The following is a 14,487-nucleotide window of genomic DNA, read 5'->3' on the forward strand; positions in this document are numbered from 1 at the left end:
GAACAAAGACCTCCATGCCCTACCTCATGGGTTCATACGTTGTATTTGAAAGTATTTGTGAGTTCAAAAAAATGAAACAAAAAATAACTTTTGTTATGATCTTGATAATTGCTCTTACTGGCTGTGCCTCTCTGAGTGGCCCCCAAAAACCACCAAGATGTAATGGCAAAATTACCCGTGCTTTAAATAGAGACAAATGGAATTGGGACAATAAAAACCTTATCCTACAAGAGAAAATTGTAAAGCCTACTAGAACACCCATCATCCTCAATACGCTAGAAAGCGAAAAAGCAACAGCGAATATGATGCTTAAGGAAGCTCCATTGCATTCCATAACCCGTGAAACACTCCCTGAGAACACTATGGAGGTCGCACGTGAAAATTGATGAATTTAATGAATATATAAAAGAAGCACGTTCCTTTGATATTGATCGTATGCATGGCATGCGACAACGCATGAGGATTGCTATGGCTTTAACGGTGCTTTTTGGATTAATGACAATTGCCTTAGCCTTAGCTGTAGCAGCCTTAACCCCCTTAAAAACAGTAGAGCCTTTTGTGATCCGCGTTGATAATTCAACGGGCATTATTGAAACTGTGAGCGCCTTAAAAGAAACGCCAAACGACTATGATGAAGCGATAACACGCTATTTTGCCAGCAAATATGTTCGTGCCCGTGAAGGTTTTCAATTATCAGAAGCGGAACACAATTTTCGCTTAATTTCTCTTTTATCTTCCCCGGAAGAACAAAGCCGTTTTGCAAAATGGTATGCAGGCAACAATCCAGAGAGTCCACAAAATATCTACCAAAACATGACTGTTACAGTCACGATCAAATCAATCTCTTTCTTAAGCAAAGATCTTATTCAAGTTCGCTATTATAAAACGGTCAGAGAATTTAATGGCAAAGAAAATATTTCCCATTGGGTTTCGATCTTAAATTTCTCCTACATTAATGCACAAATTTCAACACAGGACCGATTAATTAACCCGCTTGGCTTTCAAGTTTCGGAGTATAGATCTGATCCAGAGGTGATAAAATGATGAGGATTTCAAAAACACTCTTTTTAACTTTCATAGCTGCAATAAGCTGCTATACAGCCCCTTCATTTGCTGAAACAGCACCTATCAGTGCACGCAAAGACAATCGCATCAGATTTGTCAATTATGACCCATATAATGTGACAAAAATCATTGGTTCCATTCGTTCTTCTGTTCAACTTGAATTTGCTGATGATGAAGAAGTGACCTATGTAGGGATTGGCAATTCCGTTGCTTGGCAAGTTGCACCGGCTGGCCACTTTGTGTTTCTAAAACCGCGCGAAGTTCAACCTGTTACCAATTTACAAATCGTTACAAGCCGCCAAGACGGTACAAAACGCTCTTATCAGTTTGAACTACAAGTGCGTGAAGGTGATGTTTCAGCAGGTAATGATACATATTTCCTGGTAAAGTTTCGTTATCCAAAAGATGAAGCCTTGCGTAAGAAATTAGCCGAAGCAGCAAAAGCGGCACAACATGAAGAAAACTTTGTCAACGATATTTTTAACACCCATGAAGATTTTGGACCACGCAATTGGGCTTATGAAGCACAAGGCTCCCCCCTCATTGAACCTGCTTCTGTCTATGATAACGGAAAAACAACAACCTTTACATTTTTAGGCAATACCGAAATCCCTGCCATTTATCTTGTCTCATTGGATGGACAAGAATCTCTCGTTCCCAAAACGATTAAAGGAAATAAGGTCATTGTTCATGCCACAGCTGCGCAATTTGCTCTGCGCCGCGGAAATGACGTGCTGTGTATCTTCAATAAAAGATTTGTGCCTGAAGGGATAAACCCTGAAACCGGTACGACATCACCATCTGTACAACGTAAAGTGAACATAGGAAACGGTTATGAATAATGAAATGAATGAAAACAACCTGAATGATCGCGATACGATAAAAGACGGTCACGGGAAAAGACAACGTCCTAATACAAGTAAAGCCGCTGCTCTTGTTATTCTTTTTGGTGTTTGTCTTTATTTAGCGTATTCAACGCTTGTTACAGATAAAAAACAGCCAGTTGAACTCCCAAAAGAAGGGATCATTAAGCAAACAGAGCTTTTCCGCCCTGCACAACCCAAACCTGTAACCCTCGAGCCTCTTTTGCCCAAGGTTGAACTCCCAACGCCCCAAAAAAAACCAACTAATTCCGATGACTCACTCTTAGAAGCAGCACAACGTGCTCCTGTCTTAGCCTATGCCAACACACAAAAAAGCCAAGGAAGCGCAGAACAAAATAAAGACATAATCACAAATCAACTTGAAACCAAGCCTGATGAAACGGCGCAACGCTTTAATCATCTTCTCAAGCCAACAACGCTTGAAGGTATTCGTGCTGCAAAACTTGGCAATCGAAACTATATCATCGCGATGGGTGCTTCCATTCCGTGTATCTTAGAAACAGCGATCAGTAGTGACCAACAAGGATTTGCCAGCTGTATTGTCTCCCGAGATATCTTATCTGATAATGGTCGTGTTGTTCTTCTTGATAAGGGTACCCAAATTGTTGGCGAATATCGCGCTGGATTAAAAAAAGGGCAGAAACGCCTTTTTGTTCTATGGAATAGAGCCAAAACACCAAATGGTATCATTATCACCTTAGCTTCACCGGCAACAGATGCCTTAGGACGTTCTGGTATGGATGGAGATATTGATAATCATTGGTTTGAGAGAATTGGATCTGCGCTTCTTGTATCGATTGTCAAAGATGCAACAAACTATGTGAGAGGCCGCTTGCCAAAAGACCACGATAAAAACAATTCTGAAACAATTTCTTCGGGACAAAATATCGCAAATATTGCTGTAGAAAATTACGCTAATATTCCCCCTACCCTGTCCAAGAACCAAGGAGAAATGGTCAATGTTTTTGTGGCCCGCGATTTAGATTTTTCCAGTGTTTATAAATTGAAAGTGATCGAAAACAAAAAACAGATTGTCAATCGAGCTCTTTCAAGAAACTTTTATAAAAATTCTTCGGTGATTTTGCAATGAACCAAAATTTGCACAGGTTGAGCGATGAAACGGTCGCGATTGTTTTAACAAAACTGGAACCAATCAGTGCCTTTCTAAAAGATGAGAGCCTTTTTGAAATCGTCATCAATCGTCCCTATCAAGTTATGACAGAAGGGATTGAAGGATGGAAAACCATAGAAGCACCAGCTCTTTCGTTTAATGAGCTTATGGGAATTGCTAAAGTTGTGGCTTCTTATTCTAAGCAAAATATATCGGACAAAAATCCAATATTATCGGCGACCTTACCGGGCAATGAGCGTATTCAAATTGTCATTCCTCCTGCGGTAGAAAAAAATACCATCAGTATGACAATTCGCAAACCCTCATCGCGCAGCTTTTCCCTTGAAGATCTAGCAAATAAAGGGCTCTTTTCGGTGTGTGAACAAGTTTCCTTCACGCCCTTGAATAATTATCCCTTACGTTTGAGTGAACTCAAACACATTGATCACAACTTGATCAGCACTTACGTGAAGAAGGATTTTGTCTCCTTTTTAAACCTAGCTGTACAATGCCAAAAAAACATTTTGATTGCCGGAAAAACCGGCTCTGGTAAAACAACACTATCAAAGGCATTAATCGCCAAAATTCCTGATGATGAACGTATTATCACCATTGAAGATACACCAGAATTGATCGTCCCACAGTCTAATTATGTTTCTATGATCTATTCAAAAGATGGTCAAGGTTTAGCTTCTGTTGGTCCAAAAGAACTGCTTGAATCTGCTTTACGCATGCGTCCTGACCGCATTCTTTTACAAGAGCTACGAGATGGTACCGCCTTTTATTATATCCGCAATGTTAATTCAGGACATCCAGGTTCAATTACCACAGTTCATGCCTCAACAGCACTTGCTGCCTTTGAGCAAATGACCCTTTTGGTAAAAGAAAGTGAGGGTGGAGGGGACTTAGAGCGTGACGATATTCGAGGGCTGTTAATTTCAATGATTGATATCATCATTCAATGTAAACGAGTTGAGGGAAAATTTAAGGTCACAGAAATTTATTATGACCCCTTTAAACAAAGAAACATCTTTGGCGGGAATTAAAGGAAAATGCTCCTGCTCTAAAAGGCTTTTTTAAGGCAACTCTTGAAAAGCAGAAAAGGAGAAATAAATGGCAATACAAGTGACGGAGAATCTTTTGTCAATCACGCTGGAAGAATTGAAAAAGCGCCGTGAAGCGGTTGATGCAGTGTTCAGCTCCCATACACTGGAAGGCATAACACTTCATCCCAAAACGCTCAAAATTTTAGAAGGATATGCGAGAGGAAATACCTCATTAGAGGAATTTAACACGCTTATGGACAACGCTAAATTATAAGGAGGTCGTTATGCCAAAGGCAAGAGTAAAAACAAAAAATACACAAATTATCTCCCCCCATCATTATGTCTATCCTAAAACCACAACACTCAAAAATAAATATAGAATAAAAAACTTAAATACCTTTCTAGAAAAATGCTCGCATGATACAGCCAAAGCAATGGTTAATCTGCGTGAAGATCCCTTACCAGAATATTTTGATACCACTTACCTATGCCATATTCATCACCAGTTGTTTAAAAATACATTTGAATGGGCTGGACACCTCCGCCATATCCCCTTCACATTTGAAGATGGTACCACAGCCGCCATGCCCGAAATGAAAAGAACGGGTTGGAAAAATGCTTTTGCAATCGGTGATGAGATCGGAGAAGGCTTGCAAAGATTAGATCGAACACTTGCTGAAAAAAACAATTTGCAAAGTTTAACACGCGAAGAATTTAACTCTGAAGCAATGGAACTGTTTAATTCTCTTAACCAACTCCATCCTTTCAGAGAAGGTAATGGACGCACACAACGAGTCTTTTTTGAAAATCTTGCCAAAGGAGCGGGCCATCGACTTGATTTTTCACTTGTGACAAAAGAACGCATGATGGTTGCCAGTGTTGCAGTAGCAGAAAATGGTGACCTAGAACCTATGCAACATTTGTTTGAAGATATCTCCAATCCAAAAAAAATCCGTCTTTTAAAAGAATTTATGGACAACATGAAAAATACTGGGCGAAATGTTAATGATCGTCCTGTTATGGTTGCAAAGGAAGGTGAAACCTACATGGGCACCTATAGAGGTGCTGGTCTCGAGGGTTTTGCACTCAATGTGAAAGGTGCTTACATTATCGGCAATATAGGCCACCTCCCACCAGAACAACTAAAAATATTAAAACCTGGTGATAAAATTACCTTTACAGCTCCAAAAGCCGAAGAGTTTAAAAAAACACTCATCCCAAAAGAGACATTAGCTCCTTTGACAAAACTTGAAATGGCTGAAATGGTTGCGAAAGATTCTCTTGTCCACACATGTCGAGACCAGATTTGCAGTTTATCAAAAATTGTTTATGGAAATCAGAGTATTTTGAATAAAAAGATGATAGAGATTATTAAAAATCCAAGCAAGGGTCAACAGCTCGTCGAACTGATTGAAAGAGCGCCCTCTTCTGTTCATAGTCTTGCAGGTTTTGACCTCATCTGCTTTAAAACTGGAGCACGGGTACGTGCTGAAAAGCATGTTGAACTCCTTAGTTGCGCAGTTGCAAATTTTGCCGATTCTGTAAGACAAGCGAAGCAAGAAATCACAAAAGAGCATCAAGCAGAACACAACCGCCGTGGACAAGAAGTACCCATGCCAAGTCAAAATTTGCAAGATCTTCTTTCCCTGCCAAAAGAGTTCCAGCAAAAAGCCTTAGGAGTCTCTCCTCTGCTTCAAAAAGAGCTCACGAATCTTTTACAAAAAGTCAATAGCCGTCTCTCCTCAAGTGAACAAAGAGCACTTAGAGAAAATAATCATGAAACACTGGCAAAAAGTCTTGGTGTTGCAGAACACAAAGCAAAGGAAATTACAGAAACTGTTATGAAAATCAGAGAAGTACAGCAAAAATCGCAAACACGCACAGTCAATCGCTTAAAAACTCTCGCCATAGCTAGCTAAAAAGTTTGCTCAAAAGTGAGAGTCTTTGCACCTTCCCTTGAAACCTTATAGGAAATGTATTGTGATACTGTCACGCCCATAAAAAAGCATTTAGCACACTATCGCCGATTTTAACGGGATGCCTTTATAGCACATCACGATAAAGCCGAAAGTAAGATACGATGAAATACACAAAGACACAACTGGCGCTGATTTCTATGCCAATCCCTTTAAGCGCCTTAACAGTATTTCTTGTCCCTCGTATGTTGTCATTTGTGATAAATGATCTGAAAGCCAATCAAATTTATTGGTATGTTCGTTCAGAACCTTTATTAACGCTAATGCTGGTTGCTGCTGTATCATTATTTTATACTCTCTCGCAAAAGCTGCATTTGCGCAAAGCAATCACATTTGTCTCAACCGTCTTTTTTTGCATCACTACTCTTTACTATATCGGCGGTGAAATAAAACGCTTAAATCCCTATGTTGGCCAACAGGGGATAACCTGGGGTTATGCTCTAAAATTCATAGATCCGATGGTTGTCTTTGGTGCCATTTTAGGCTTTGTTCTTTTAGCAATCCAAGTCATGATCACTTCTCCACGCACAAGCAATGTTAAGCGTGCAAAAAAAGGAATTTTCGGTGACGCCGCATGGATGAATTTAAAAGAAGCAGCAAAAATCTTTCCCTCCAATGGACAAATTGTTGTTGGCGAAAGATACCGTGTTGATCAAGATAATGTTCGCAATATTCCCTTTGCACCAAGTAATAAAACAACATGGGGCAAGGGCGGAACAGCACCTTTGCTGACCTTTAATCTTGATTTTGGTTCCACTCACATGATTTTTTTTGCCGGTTCTGGTGGATATAAAACAACAAGTACAGTGGTTCCAACCTGTCTAACCTATACAGGCCCCATTGTTTGCCTTGATCCTTCAACAGAAATTGCACCTATGGTCAAATTTGCACGCAAAAAAATGGGTAATAGAAATGTTATTATTCTCGATCCCAATTCACTCTTAACAAAAAATTTTAATGTGCTCGATTGGCTTTTAGACGAGAGTATACCGCATGCAAAGCGAGAAGCCAATATTGTGAGTTTTTCTAAACTGCTTCTCTCGGAGAAAAAATCAGAGAATTCTTCAGCAGAATATTTTTCAACACAAGCGCATAATCTTTTAACCGCACTTCTTGCACATGTAATCTTCTCTGATGAATATGAAACCAGTGAGCGTAATTTAAAAACATTACGTGCGATCCTCTCTCAGTCAGAAACAGCTGTTGTCAATCAATTGCGCATGATTCAAGAAACGACACCGTCTCCTTTTATTCGTGAAATGGTTGGTATTTTCACGGAAATGGCAGATCAAACCTTTTCAGGGGTTTATACAACTGCCTCCAAAGACACCCAATGGCTTTCTTTGTCGAATTACGCTGACCTTGTTTGTGGGAATGATTTTGCATCCTCGGATATTGCAAACGGGAAGACAGATGTTTTTCTTAATCTCCCTGCCAGCATTTTGAACAGTTATCCAGCGATTGGCCGCGTGATCATTGGTGCTTTTTTAAATGCGATGGTTACAGCAGATGGAAAATATAAAAAGCGTGTTTTGTTTGTCTTGGATGAAGTAGATCTTCTTGGTTATATGAATATTTTGGAAGAAGCCCGTGATCGTGGTCGTAAATACGGCACATCTTTAATGCTTTTTTATCAATCCTCTGGTCAATTGGTCAATCACTTTGGAGAAGCAGGAGCACGTTCATGGTTTGAAAGCTGCTCTTTTGTGAGTTACGCCGCCATTAAAGATCTCCAAACAGCCAAAGATATTTCAGAGCGCTGTGGTCAAATGACCATTGAAGTGACTGGAACGAGCAAATCGAGGGGGTTATCTTTAACAAAAGGCTCTCAAAACATCAACTATCAACAAAGAGCACTGATTTTACCCCATGAGATTATTCAGGAGATGCGCCAAGATGAACAAATTATTCTTATGCAAGGGCATCCCCCTTTACGATGCGGTCGAGCGATCTATTTTAGAAGAAAAGAAATGTTAGCAGCTTCTGAAAAAAATCGCTTTGCCCCATAAGCAAAGAAAAGTTAAAAGCACCCTCTGATGGCTCTTCAGACTCAAAATAAGAAGAGCAGCATACATAAAAAACAAAGATTTCTGTTTTACAAAAGCGTCTTAAAAAGGAATTTTCGTATGATCTAAAAAAAATATGGTGAAAAAAGACCTTTGAGTAGTGCTGTTTTACACGGGCTTACCAATGCCAGTACTCTTTATGAAGCGCTCTCCTCATTCCCAAACAATGCATACCAACCATATCTATGTCTTGAGATACCTCTCAAGAAACTTTTGAAGAGAGCTCTTTTACAGGAAAATCACCTAGAAAAATTTTTCACAAAAAATAAAAAAACACCATTCATGAAAACAACAAAGACCGATCCTTCTCTCTTAAGAAAAGAAAAAAGCACCAAGATAAGGATTGGTACAAGCAAAAACACCCATGAATTTGAGGGATCCCTCTTCCCTCGCTCAATGCTTGAAATCTCAAAAGAATATGCGAGGGGAAATATTTCATGAGAAAAATTTAATACTCTCATGGACAGTGCGACATGATAAGGAGTTAACAATGCCAAAAGTAAAAGCAAAAAATATCTCCACCGCTTCTCCCCATAATTATATCTATCCTGGTACCCAAATACTCAAAAATAAATATGGAGAAACAAATTTAAAACTCCTTCTGGAAAAATGCTCACATGATAGGGAACAAGCAATGATAAATCTGCGTGCAGAATCCTTACCAGAATATTTTGATTGCACTTATCTATGCTATATCCACCAACAATTGTTTCAAAACACCTTTGAATGGGCTGGCCATCTCCGCCACACTCCCTTCACATTTGCAGATGGTAGCGTTGCCGCCATGCCAGAAATGAAAAGAACAGTATGGAGCAAAGATTTTGCAAAAAGTGAAAAAATCCCCGAACTTTTACAAAAATTAGATCAAGCGCTTGCCGAAAAAAACAATTTGCAAGGCTTAACGCGCGAAGAATTTATCAAGCAAGCAACGGAGCTATTTTATTCTCTTCATAAAATCCACCCATTCATAGATGGCAATGAACACACAGAACAATTCTTTTTTGAAAATCTCGCCAAAGCTGCCGGACATCAGCTTGACTTTTCGCTTGTCACACAACAACGTATGATGGCTGTCTGTAGCGAAGCAATACAATATGGCAATACACAACTGATAAGAGATCTTTTTGAAGATATCTCCAATCCAGAAAAAATGCGTCTTTTAAAAGAATTTATGGACAACATGAACAATACAGGACGAAACGTGAATGATTGCCTTGTTATGGTGACAAAGGCAGGAAAAACCTACAGAGGAACCTATCAAGGTTGTTATTCAGAAGCTTTTGTGCTCGATATGCAAGGAACTTACATCATCGGCAACAAAGATGATCTCACACCAGAACAATTAAAATCATTAAAACGTAATGATATAATTACCTTTACCGCCCCCAAAAACAAAGAGCTTGAAAACACGCTTATTCCAAAAGAGACATTAGCGCCTCTAACAAAAAATGAATGTGCCAGAACGGTTGTGCAAACTATCCATGTCCTCACCGCTCAAAAGAAAGTCCGGCAACACTCAAAAACTGTTTATGGCGATGCAAATACATTAAACGAACAGATAGAAGAGATTATTAAAAATCCAGAATTAGGACAACAGCTCGCCGATCAGATTAGACAAACACCGCACTCTCTTTCTTCTCTTGCAGGTTTCAGTCTATGCGGTTTACAAAATCCGGCACGTGTAAACGCTCGAAATCATCTTGATGCACTCGCTACTGCAGTTTCCAATTATGCATATACTGTAGAACATACATATCATGTAATCACTCAAAAACATCAAATTGAACAAGAACGCCTTGGAAAAACAGTAGAAAAGCCCAGTCAAAACTTGCAAAACCTTTTTGCCTTATCACCGGAACAACAAAGAGAAATCTTGTCTCAATCTCCTCAATTGTACCAAGAACTGCGCACTTTTATACGCTGCGTAGAGCATCGTCTTTCATCAAACGAGTGTAGTGCGATCAACAACAACGATTATGAAACACTTGCTCAAAGTATTGGTGTATCAGAACAGAAAGCACGAGAGATTACCAATACTGTTCAAAAGGCCAGAGAACTACATAAACAAGCCTACACACAGGTAGTCACTCGCTCAAATATGCTTACTATTGCCAGCTAAAAAATATGAAGCCTTGTTGCTTAATCTGAACACCCATGGGGAAGAAATGTTTTAATATTCATTCCTCCATGAAGAAACAGAGCATTTAAGTGCCTTACCAATTTTGCAAATAGCATAGACATCATATCCAGATAATTGGACGGATGATTATGAGCACCTTTTTAAACGCCAAGATTACAGCTGACGGAAACTACAAAAAGCGTGTGTTTTTTATCTTAAATGAAGTGGACCTTCATGGTTGTAGGAATATTTTAAAAAGACGCTCACATTTTATCCCCCGAAAGACGCGCCAAAATGAATAAATTATTCTCATGCAAGAACATCCCCCTTTACGATGTAGTCGCGCGATCTATTTTAGAAGAAAAAAAATTTTAGTAGCTGCTGAAAAGAACCGTTTTACCCCCAAAGCACAGAAAGACTAAAAACCATCCTCTTGTGGAGATCATATATTAAAACAAGAACAACAACATCAAAGGATAAAAGCAAAGACTCTGTTTTATAAAAGCACACAAGCAAGGAATTTCCGCATGATCCAACAAGAAAAATAGGGTGAAAAAAGATCTTTGAGCAATGCTGTTTTGCATGGGCTTACTAACACGCGCGTTCTTCGTAAAGAGCTCCTAAACGCACAAGCGGTCAATGACGATGATACGCAGCATGTCCATATAGAAAAGTCACGTATTAAACACCCAGAAAGTGGGCTTTATGGAAACAACTTTATTAAAGACTAGGAAAAATTATCATTTATGAAAATGATACACAAAAGGGGAATACATACTAGAGAAGCTTTTCACAAAATGAAAAAAGGAAAAAAATCTGCATGAAAAAACTCAAACGGACTATTTTGCAGCTTTTATACCAGAAGAATTTAAAAAGCACGCTGAAACGGTGGATACAGCCTCCAGCACACATATCCTCACCATCCATCAGTCTTCATGCTCTTCAGCCAGCATCCTTCTCTGAAAAAATGCTCGAAATCTCAAAAAACACGCGAAGGGGGATTTTTCACGTGAAAATTTTAATATTCTCATGAACCACCCACCCCTCTAAGGAGAAAATATATGTTAGAGCATAATTATCTGTATAAAAATAGCAAAACACTGAAGAATAAATATGGCATAAAAGACCCGAAAAGACTGTATGAGCGCTGTGCCCATGATGCAGCCAGAGAGGTTATGAATCTTCGCTTTGAACCACCCCCACAAAGATTTGGTCTCGCTTATTTGAAATTGATCCATTGGAACCTCTTCCATAGGAGTTTTGAATGGGCAGGTCATACTCGTGATGAACTCTTTACATTTGAAGATGGCAGCTCCGCCCGTATGCCAGCTATGCGCCCAAAAGGTCATAAAATTCCTTTTGCCGTTGGTCCACAGATTCAAAAAGAACTTAAACAATTAGAGCGAAAACTTACAGCAAGGAATAATTTACAAGGCTTATCACGCCGAGAATTTGCTGAAAATGCTGCGGAAGTCTTTATGGCTCTCGACCACGCACATCCTTTCAGAAAAGGCAATGGGCGCGCGCAAAGATTGTTTATGGAAAAACTTGGACAAGCAGCAGGCTATAAGATTGACTTTTCTGTTATCACAAAAGAACGCCTCACCCAAGCCAGTATTGCAGCAATGCAACATGGCAACGCACAACCCATGAAAGATCTTTTTGAGGATATCACCCATCCGCAAAAATCTCTTCTTTTAAGGGAATTCATCTTTCAAATGAGAAATAGTGGACTTGAGAAAATCAATGAATATGTTGTTATCGCAGCAAAAGAAGGTGTACGCTATAATGGCATCTATAAAGGGTGCGCTGCAGAAGGTTTTGTCATAGAATTAGAAGATGGTTTTGTTGTCGGTCATAAAGATGATCTTAAGCCAGAACAAGTGAAAACATTACAGAACGGTGATCCTATCGTCTTTGCGAAAAGCAATGTTCAAAATCTGAAAGAAACACTGATCCCAAAAGAGACCTTACCCCCTCTCACCAATGAAGAACTTGCCAAAAGGCTCACAAATAATTCTGGAGTTGAATCATACCGCCATGAAGTCGAACGTTTATCAAAACGTGTTTATAACAAATCAGAAGCACTAAAAGAAATGGTAGAAATGGTCAATATAGATCCAAGCTTAGGCCCACAGTTCGCCGATCAAATTGCTCAAAATCCTAAATCATTTTATAAGCTTGCGGGGAGAAAAATATTTGGCATAAAAAGCCCAAATCGTAGACGTGCCGAAGAGACTATTCCACAGCTATGTGAAGCCCTTAAAAATTATGCTGATATGACACAACATACAATGGAGGACCTTATAGGGCAGCACCAAAAAGAACAAAAACGCACAGCATGTTCTGTCGAAAAACCAGAGAGAGATTTGCAACAGCTTTTTACCCTCTCACCAAAACAACAAAGAGAAACCCTGTCTCGTTCTCCTACACTGCAAAAACAACTCCATGCTTTTGCGTGCCAACTACAGAGTCGTCTATCCTCAGAGGAGCATAGAGCCATACAAGAAAACAATTCCCTAAAACTTTCTTGCATGCTTGGTGTATCGGAAAGTAAAGCAAAAGAGATTACTAAAGCTGTAAAACAAACCAAAGAAGCACAATGTCAGCTGCGAACTCTCAAAATCAATCGCTCCGCAGCGAGGGCTCTTACCAACTAAACACGGGAGATATCTGTAAGTTTGTCCCTCTGAGCGCATCGGCAAGCACAACAAAAGAGATTACAAAAACCGTGAAATAAACTAAAGACATACAATAATACCAGCTGCGCACACTCCAAGTTGGCCAATGCGCAGCAAGGGCTTTTAGCAACAACACAGGAAAAAGAGTTGTGACTTTTCCTCTCCTTTCTTGGTGTAAGTCATTTTGTAAAGATTGCAGGAAAAGATGTTACAAAATGTGACAGAAAATATCCATCAAACAGACTCGGAAATTATATATGATTTATTGATAAAGTTTCACAAAAAAACTGTATAAAAGACACAAATGTCGATTACGATAAACGTGAATAGCGGAGGATCTTTGGACGTCATTCAAGTAGCCGTTCTCCTTTGGATAAAAGCTATTAAACATAGAGGTGAAGAGTGCACCAAAGAGGTTTCTCAAAATATTGAAAGGAAACGTGCATGAAAAAACATCAGTCACCCCCTCCGACATCTCATTCTGCGGAAAAAGAAAGAGAACATGAACAAGAAAGAGCGCCTTCTCCTGCATCAGAACCCCTCTATGCAAAGGTGAATAAACCACCCAGAGAACAGCAACCCCAAAAATCAGAAGAAACTGTCACTGTCTATGCACCTCAAAACCCATCAGAAACTATCTATGCACCACAAAGGCCACTAGGAAATCCCTATGACAGACTTGGTGGGAGACCGAGTAATGGGCGACGTGCTGAGAGACTAGTAGATCCCTATGCAGTAACTGATGTGCAGAATCTAGATAAAGGGCCAGACTTTCAAAGCTTAGAAAATCCTATCTATGAAGGAGTTGGCGGAGGGGGCCATGGTGGGCGAAATCCTCGAAAATCAGAAGAACATGTGTATGCAGAGCTTGAATTTGGCGAACAAAGTGGGCGCTCCCTCCATAATCCCGTAGAGTCTGTCTATGCAACAGTTGGCATAGGCACACAGGATGGACAAAACATTCAAACCTTAGAAAATCCCCTCTACGAAGGAGTTGGCGGAAGGATAACACCCCCTCCAAGAACCCAAAAAGATGAGGTTACCACAAGGCTTTTAAAAAACGTAGACTTCCAATATGGTGTAGCAGAAATTCAAGAACGGTGTGCTGTTGTTTATGGTAACCGACATGCTTTGAATAAAGAACTTGCTGAAATTCTTGATAATCCTCAAGGTGCAGACAAAATCCTATGGAACCTTGCAGCAAATCCTGAAAGTGCTGGTAAACTTGCGGGTCAAAAAGTGCTTGGCATAAAAAGCCCAGGCCGCAGAGAAGCTGAAGAAGGTTTTGGCCCCCTTTGTTCAGCTCTTGAAAGACATGTAGAGACTGCAAAAAAGCTACACAAGGCTTTTACCCGTGAGCACGACAGACAGAGAGATCATGCAAGCCCAGAAAGGCATGGACACAGACATCATCATCGTCATCACTCACAAGAGAGAGAACAGGCTGCTCCAGAGCAGGAAACACAACGCAGACAGAGTCCTAAAGCCCAAAGAGGAAGGGCTTTTGCGATGTAAGCGTACATAAAAAATACAGATATT

The 14,487-nt window shown here is 39.8% G+C and carries 12 protein-coding genes and 1 pseudogene; all 13 read left to right on the forward strand.

Annotated features, from left to right (window positions below; all coding sequences use genetic code 11):
* Positions 1 to 71: 71 nt before the first annotated feature.
* The 13 genes and pseudogenes from O9A_RS07110 to O9A_RS07165 all read left to right on the forward strand — a co-directional run bounded on the left by O9A_RS07110 (position 72) and on the right by O9A_RS07165 (position 14,463).
* Positions 72 to 386 (forward strand): hypothetical protein, encoded by a 315-nt coding sequence (locus O9A_RS07110; protein ID WP_034460308.1) that lies wholly within the window; start codon positions 72 to 74, stop codon positions 384 to 386.
* Positions 340 to 1,044 carry a type IV secretion system protein VirB8 gene (virB8, locus tag O9A_RS07115; protein ID WP_195890923.1) on the forward strand — a complete coding sequence of 235 codons (705 nt, stop codon included), beginning with the start codon at positions 340 to 342 and terminating at the stop codon, positions 1,042 to 1,044. Before O9A_RS07110 ends, virB8 begins: the two co-directional genes overlap by 47 nt.
* On the forward strand, positions 1,041 to 1,907 hold the full coding sequence (gene virB9, locus O9A_RS07120; RefSeq protein ID WP_034460059.1) for a P-type conjugative transfer protein VirB9: 867 nt from the start codon (positions 1,041 to 1,043) through the stop codon (positions 1,905 to 1,907). Before virB8 ends, virB9 begins: the two co-directional genes overlap by 4 nt.
* Positions 1,900 to 3,039 carry a type IV secretion system protein VirB10 gene (virB10, locus tag O9A_RS07125; RefSeq protein WP_034460061.1) on the forward strand — a complete coding sequence of 380 codons (1,140 nt, stop codon included), beginning with the start codon at positions 1,900 to 1,902 and terminating at the stop codon, positions 3,037 to 3,039. Before virB9 ends, virB10 begins: the two co-directional genes overlap by 8 nt.
* Positions 3,036 to 4,106 carry a P-type DNA transfer ATPase VirB11 gene (virB11, locus tag O9A_RS07130; RefSeq protein WP_034460063.1) on the forward strand — a complete coding sequence of 357 codons (1,071 nt, stop codon included), beginning with the start codon at positions 3,036 to 3,038 and terminating at the stop codon, positions 4,104 to 4,106. Before virB10 ends, virB11 begins: the two co-directional genes overlap by 4 nt.
* Positions 4,107 to 4,173: 67 nt before the next feature.
* Positions 4,174 to 4,380 carry an antitoxin VbhA family protein gene (locus O9A_RS07135; RefSeq protein ID WP_034460065.1) on the forward strand — a complete coding sequence of 69 codons (207 nt, stop codon included), beginning with the start codon at positions 4,174 to 4,176 and terminating at the stop codon, positions 4,378 to 4,380.
* Positions 4,381 to 4,390: 10 nt separating this feature from the next.
* Positions 4,391 to 6,025, forward strand: coding sequence for a BID domain-containing T4SS effector (locus O9A_RS07140; RefSeq protein WP_034460067.1), 1,635 nt, complete (start codon positions 4,391 to 4,393; stop codon positions 6,023 to 6,025).
* A gap of 161 nt (positions 6,026 to 6,186) precedes the next feature.
* Complete coding sequence (gene traG, locus O9A_RS07145) at positions 6,187 to 8,091, forward strand: Ti-type conjugative transfer system protein TraG (RefSeq protein ID WP_034460069.1); 1,905 nt, start codon at positions 6,187 to 6,189, stop codon at positions 8,089 to 8,091.
* Positions 8,092 to 8,241: 150 nt separating this feature from the next.
* A complete protein-coding gene (locus O9A_RS07150; RefSeq protein WP_051665606.1) occupies positions 8,242 to 8,589 on the forward strand; it encodes a hypothetical protein in 348 nt (115 codons plus the stop codon).
* A gap of 49 nt (positions 8,590 to 8,638) precedes the next feature.
* On the forward strand, positions 8,639 to 10,267 hold the full coding sequence (locus tag O9A_RS07155; protein ID WP_034460071.1) for a BID domain-containing T4SS effector: 1,629 nt from the start codon (positions 8,639 to 8,641) through the stop codon (positions 10,265 to 10,267).
* Between the two features lie 302 nt (positions 10,268 to 10,569).
* Positions 10,570 to 10,689 (forward strand): annotated as a pseudogene (locus O9A_RS08705) (type IV secretory system conjugative DNA transfer family protein); the annotation flags it as partial.
* Between the two features lie 639 nt (positions 10,690 to 11,328).
* On the forward strand, positions 11,329 to 12,927 hold the full coding sequence (locus O9A_RS07160) for a BID domain-containing T4SS effector (protein WP_034460073.1): 1,599 nt from the start codon (positions 11,329 to 11,331) through the stop codon (positions 12,925 to 12,927).
* Between the two features lie 465 nt (positions 12,928 to 13,392).
* Positions 13,393 to 14,463, forward strand: coding sequence for a BID domain-containing T4SS effector (locus tag O9A_RS07165; RefSeq protein WP_034460075.1), 1,071 nt, complete (start codon positions 13,393 to 13,395; stop codon positions 14,461 to 14,463).
* Positions 14,464 to 14,487: the final 24 nt, after the last annotated feature.

It is taken from the genome of Bartonella koehlerae C-29, assembly GCF_000706625.1.
Classification (GTDB): domain Bacteria; phylum Pseudomonadota; class Alphaproteobacteria; order Rhizobiales; family Rhizobiaceae; genus Bartonella; species Bartonella koehlerae.

What these genes read in the sequence shown, in the direction of transcription:
- O9A_RS07135 (WP_034460065.1), top strand. Translation starts at nt 4,174, where the DNA reads ATGGCAATACAAGTGACGGAGAATCTTTTGTCAATCACGCTGGAAGAA.
- O9A_RS07160 (WP_034460073.1), top strand. Translation starts at nt 11,329, where the DNA reads ATGTTAGAGCATAATTATCTGTATAAAAATAGCAAAACACTGAAGAAT.
- virB9 (WP_034460059.1), top strand. Translation starts at nt 1,041, where the DNA reads ATGATGAGGATTTCAAAAACACTCTTTTTAACTTTCATAGCTGCAATA.
- O9A_RS07140 (WP_034460067.1), top strand. Translation starts at nt 4,391, where the DNA reads ATGCCAAAGGCAAGAGTAAAAACAAAAAATACACAAATTATCTCCCCC.
- O9A_RS07165 (WP_034460075.1), top strand. Translation starts at nt 13,393, where the DNA reads ATGAAAAAACATCAGTCACCCCCTCCGACATCTCATTCTGCGGAAAAA.
- virB11 (WP_034460063.1), top strand. Translation starts at nt 3,036, where the DNA reads ATGAACCAAAATTTGCACAGGTTGAGCGATGAAACGGTCGCGATTGTT.
- O9A_RS07155 (WP_034460071.1), top strand. Translation starts at nt 8,639, where the DNA reads ATGCCAAAAGTAAAAGCAAAAAATATCTCCACCGCTTCTCCCCATAAT.
- virB10 (WP_034460061.1), top strand. Translation starts at nt 1,900, where the DNA reads ATGAATAATGAAATGAATGAAAACAACCTGAATGATCGCGATACGATA.
- traG (WP_034460069.1), top strand. Translation starts at nt 6,187, where the DNA reads ATGAAATACACAAAGACACAACTGGCGCTGATTTCTATGCCAATCCCT.
- O9A_RS07110 (WP_034460308.1), top strand. Translation starts at nt 72, where the DNA reads ATGAAACAAAAAATAACTTTTGTTATGATCTTGATAATTGCTCTTACT.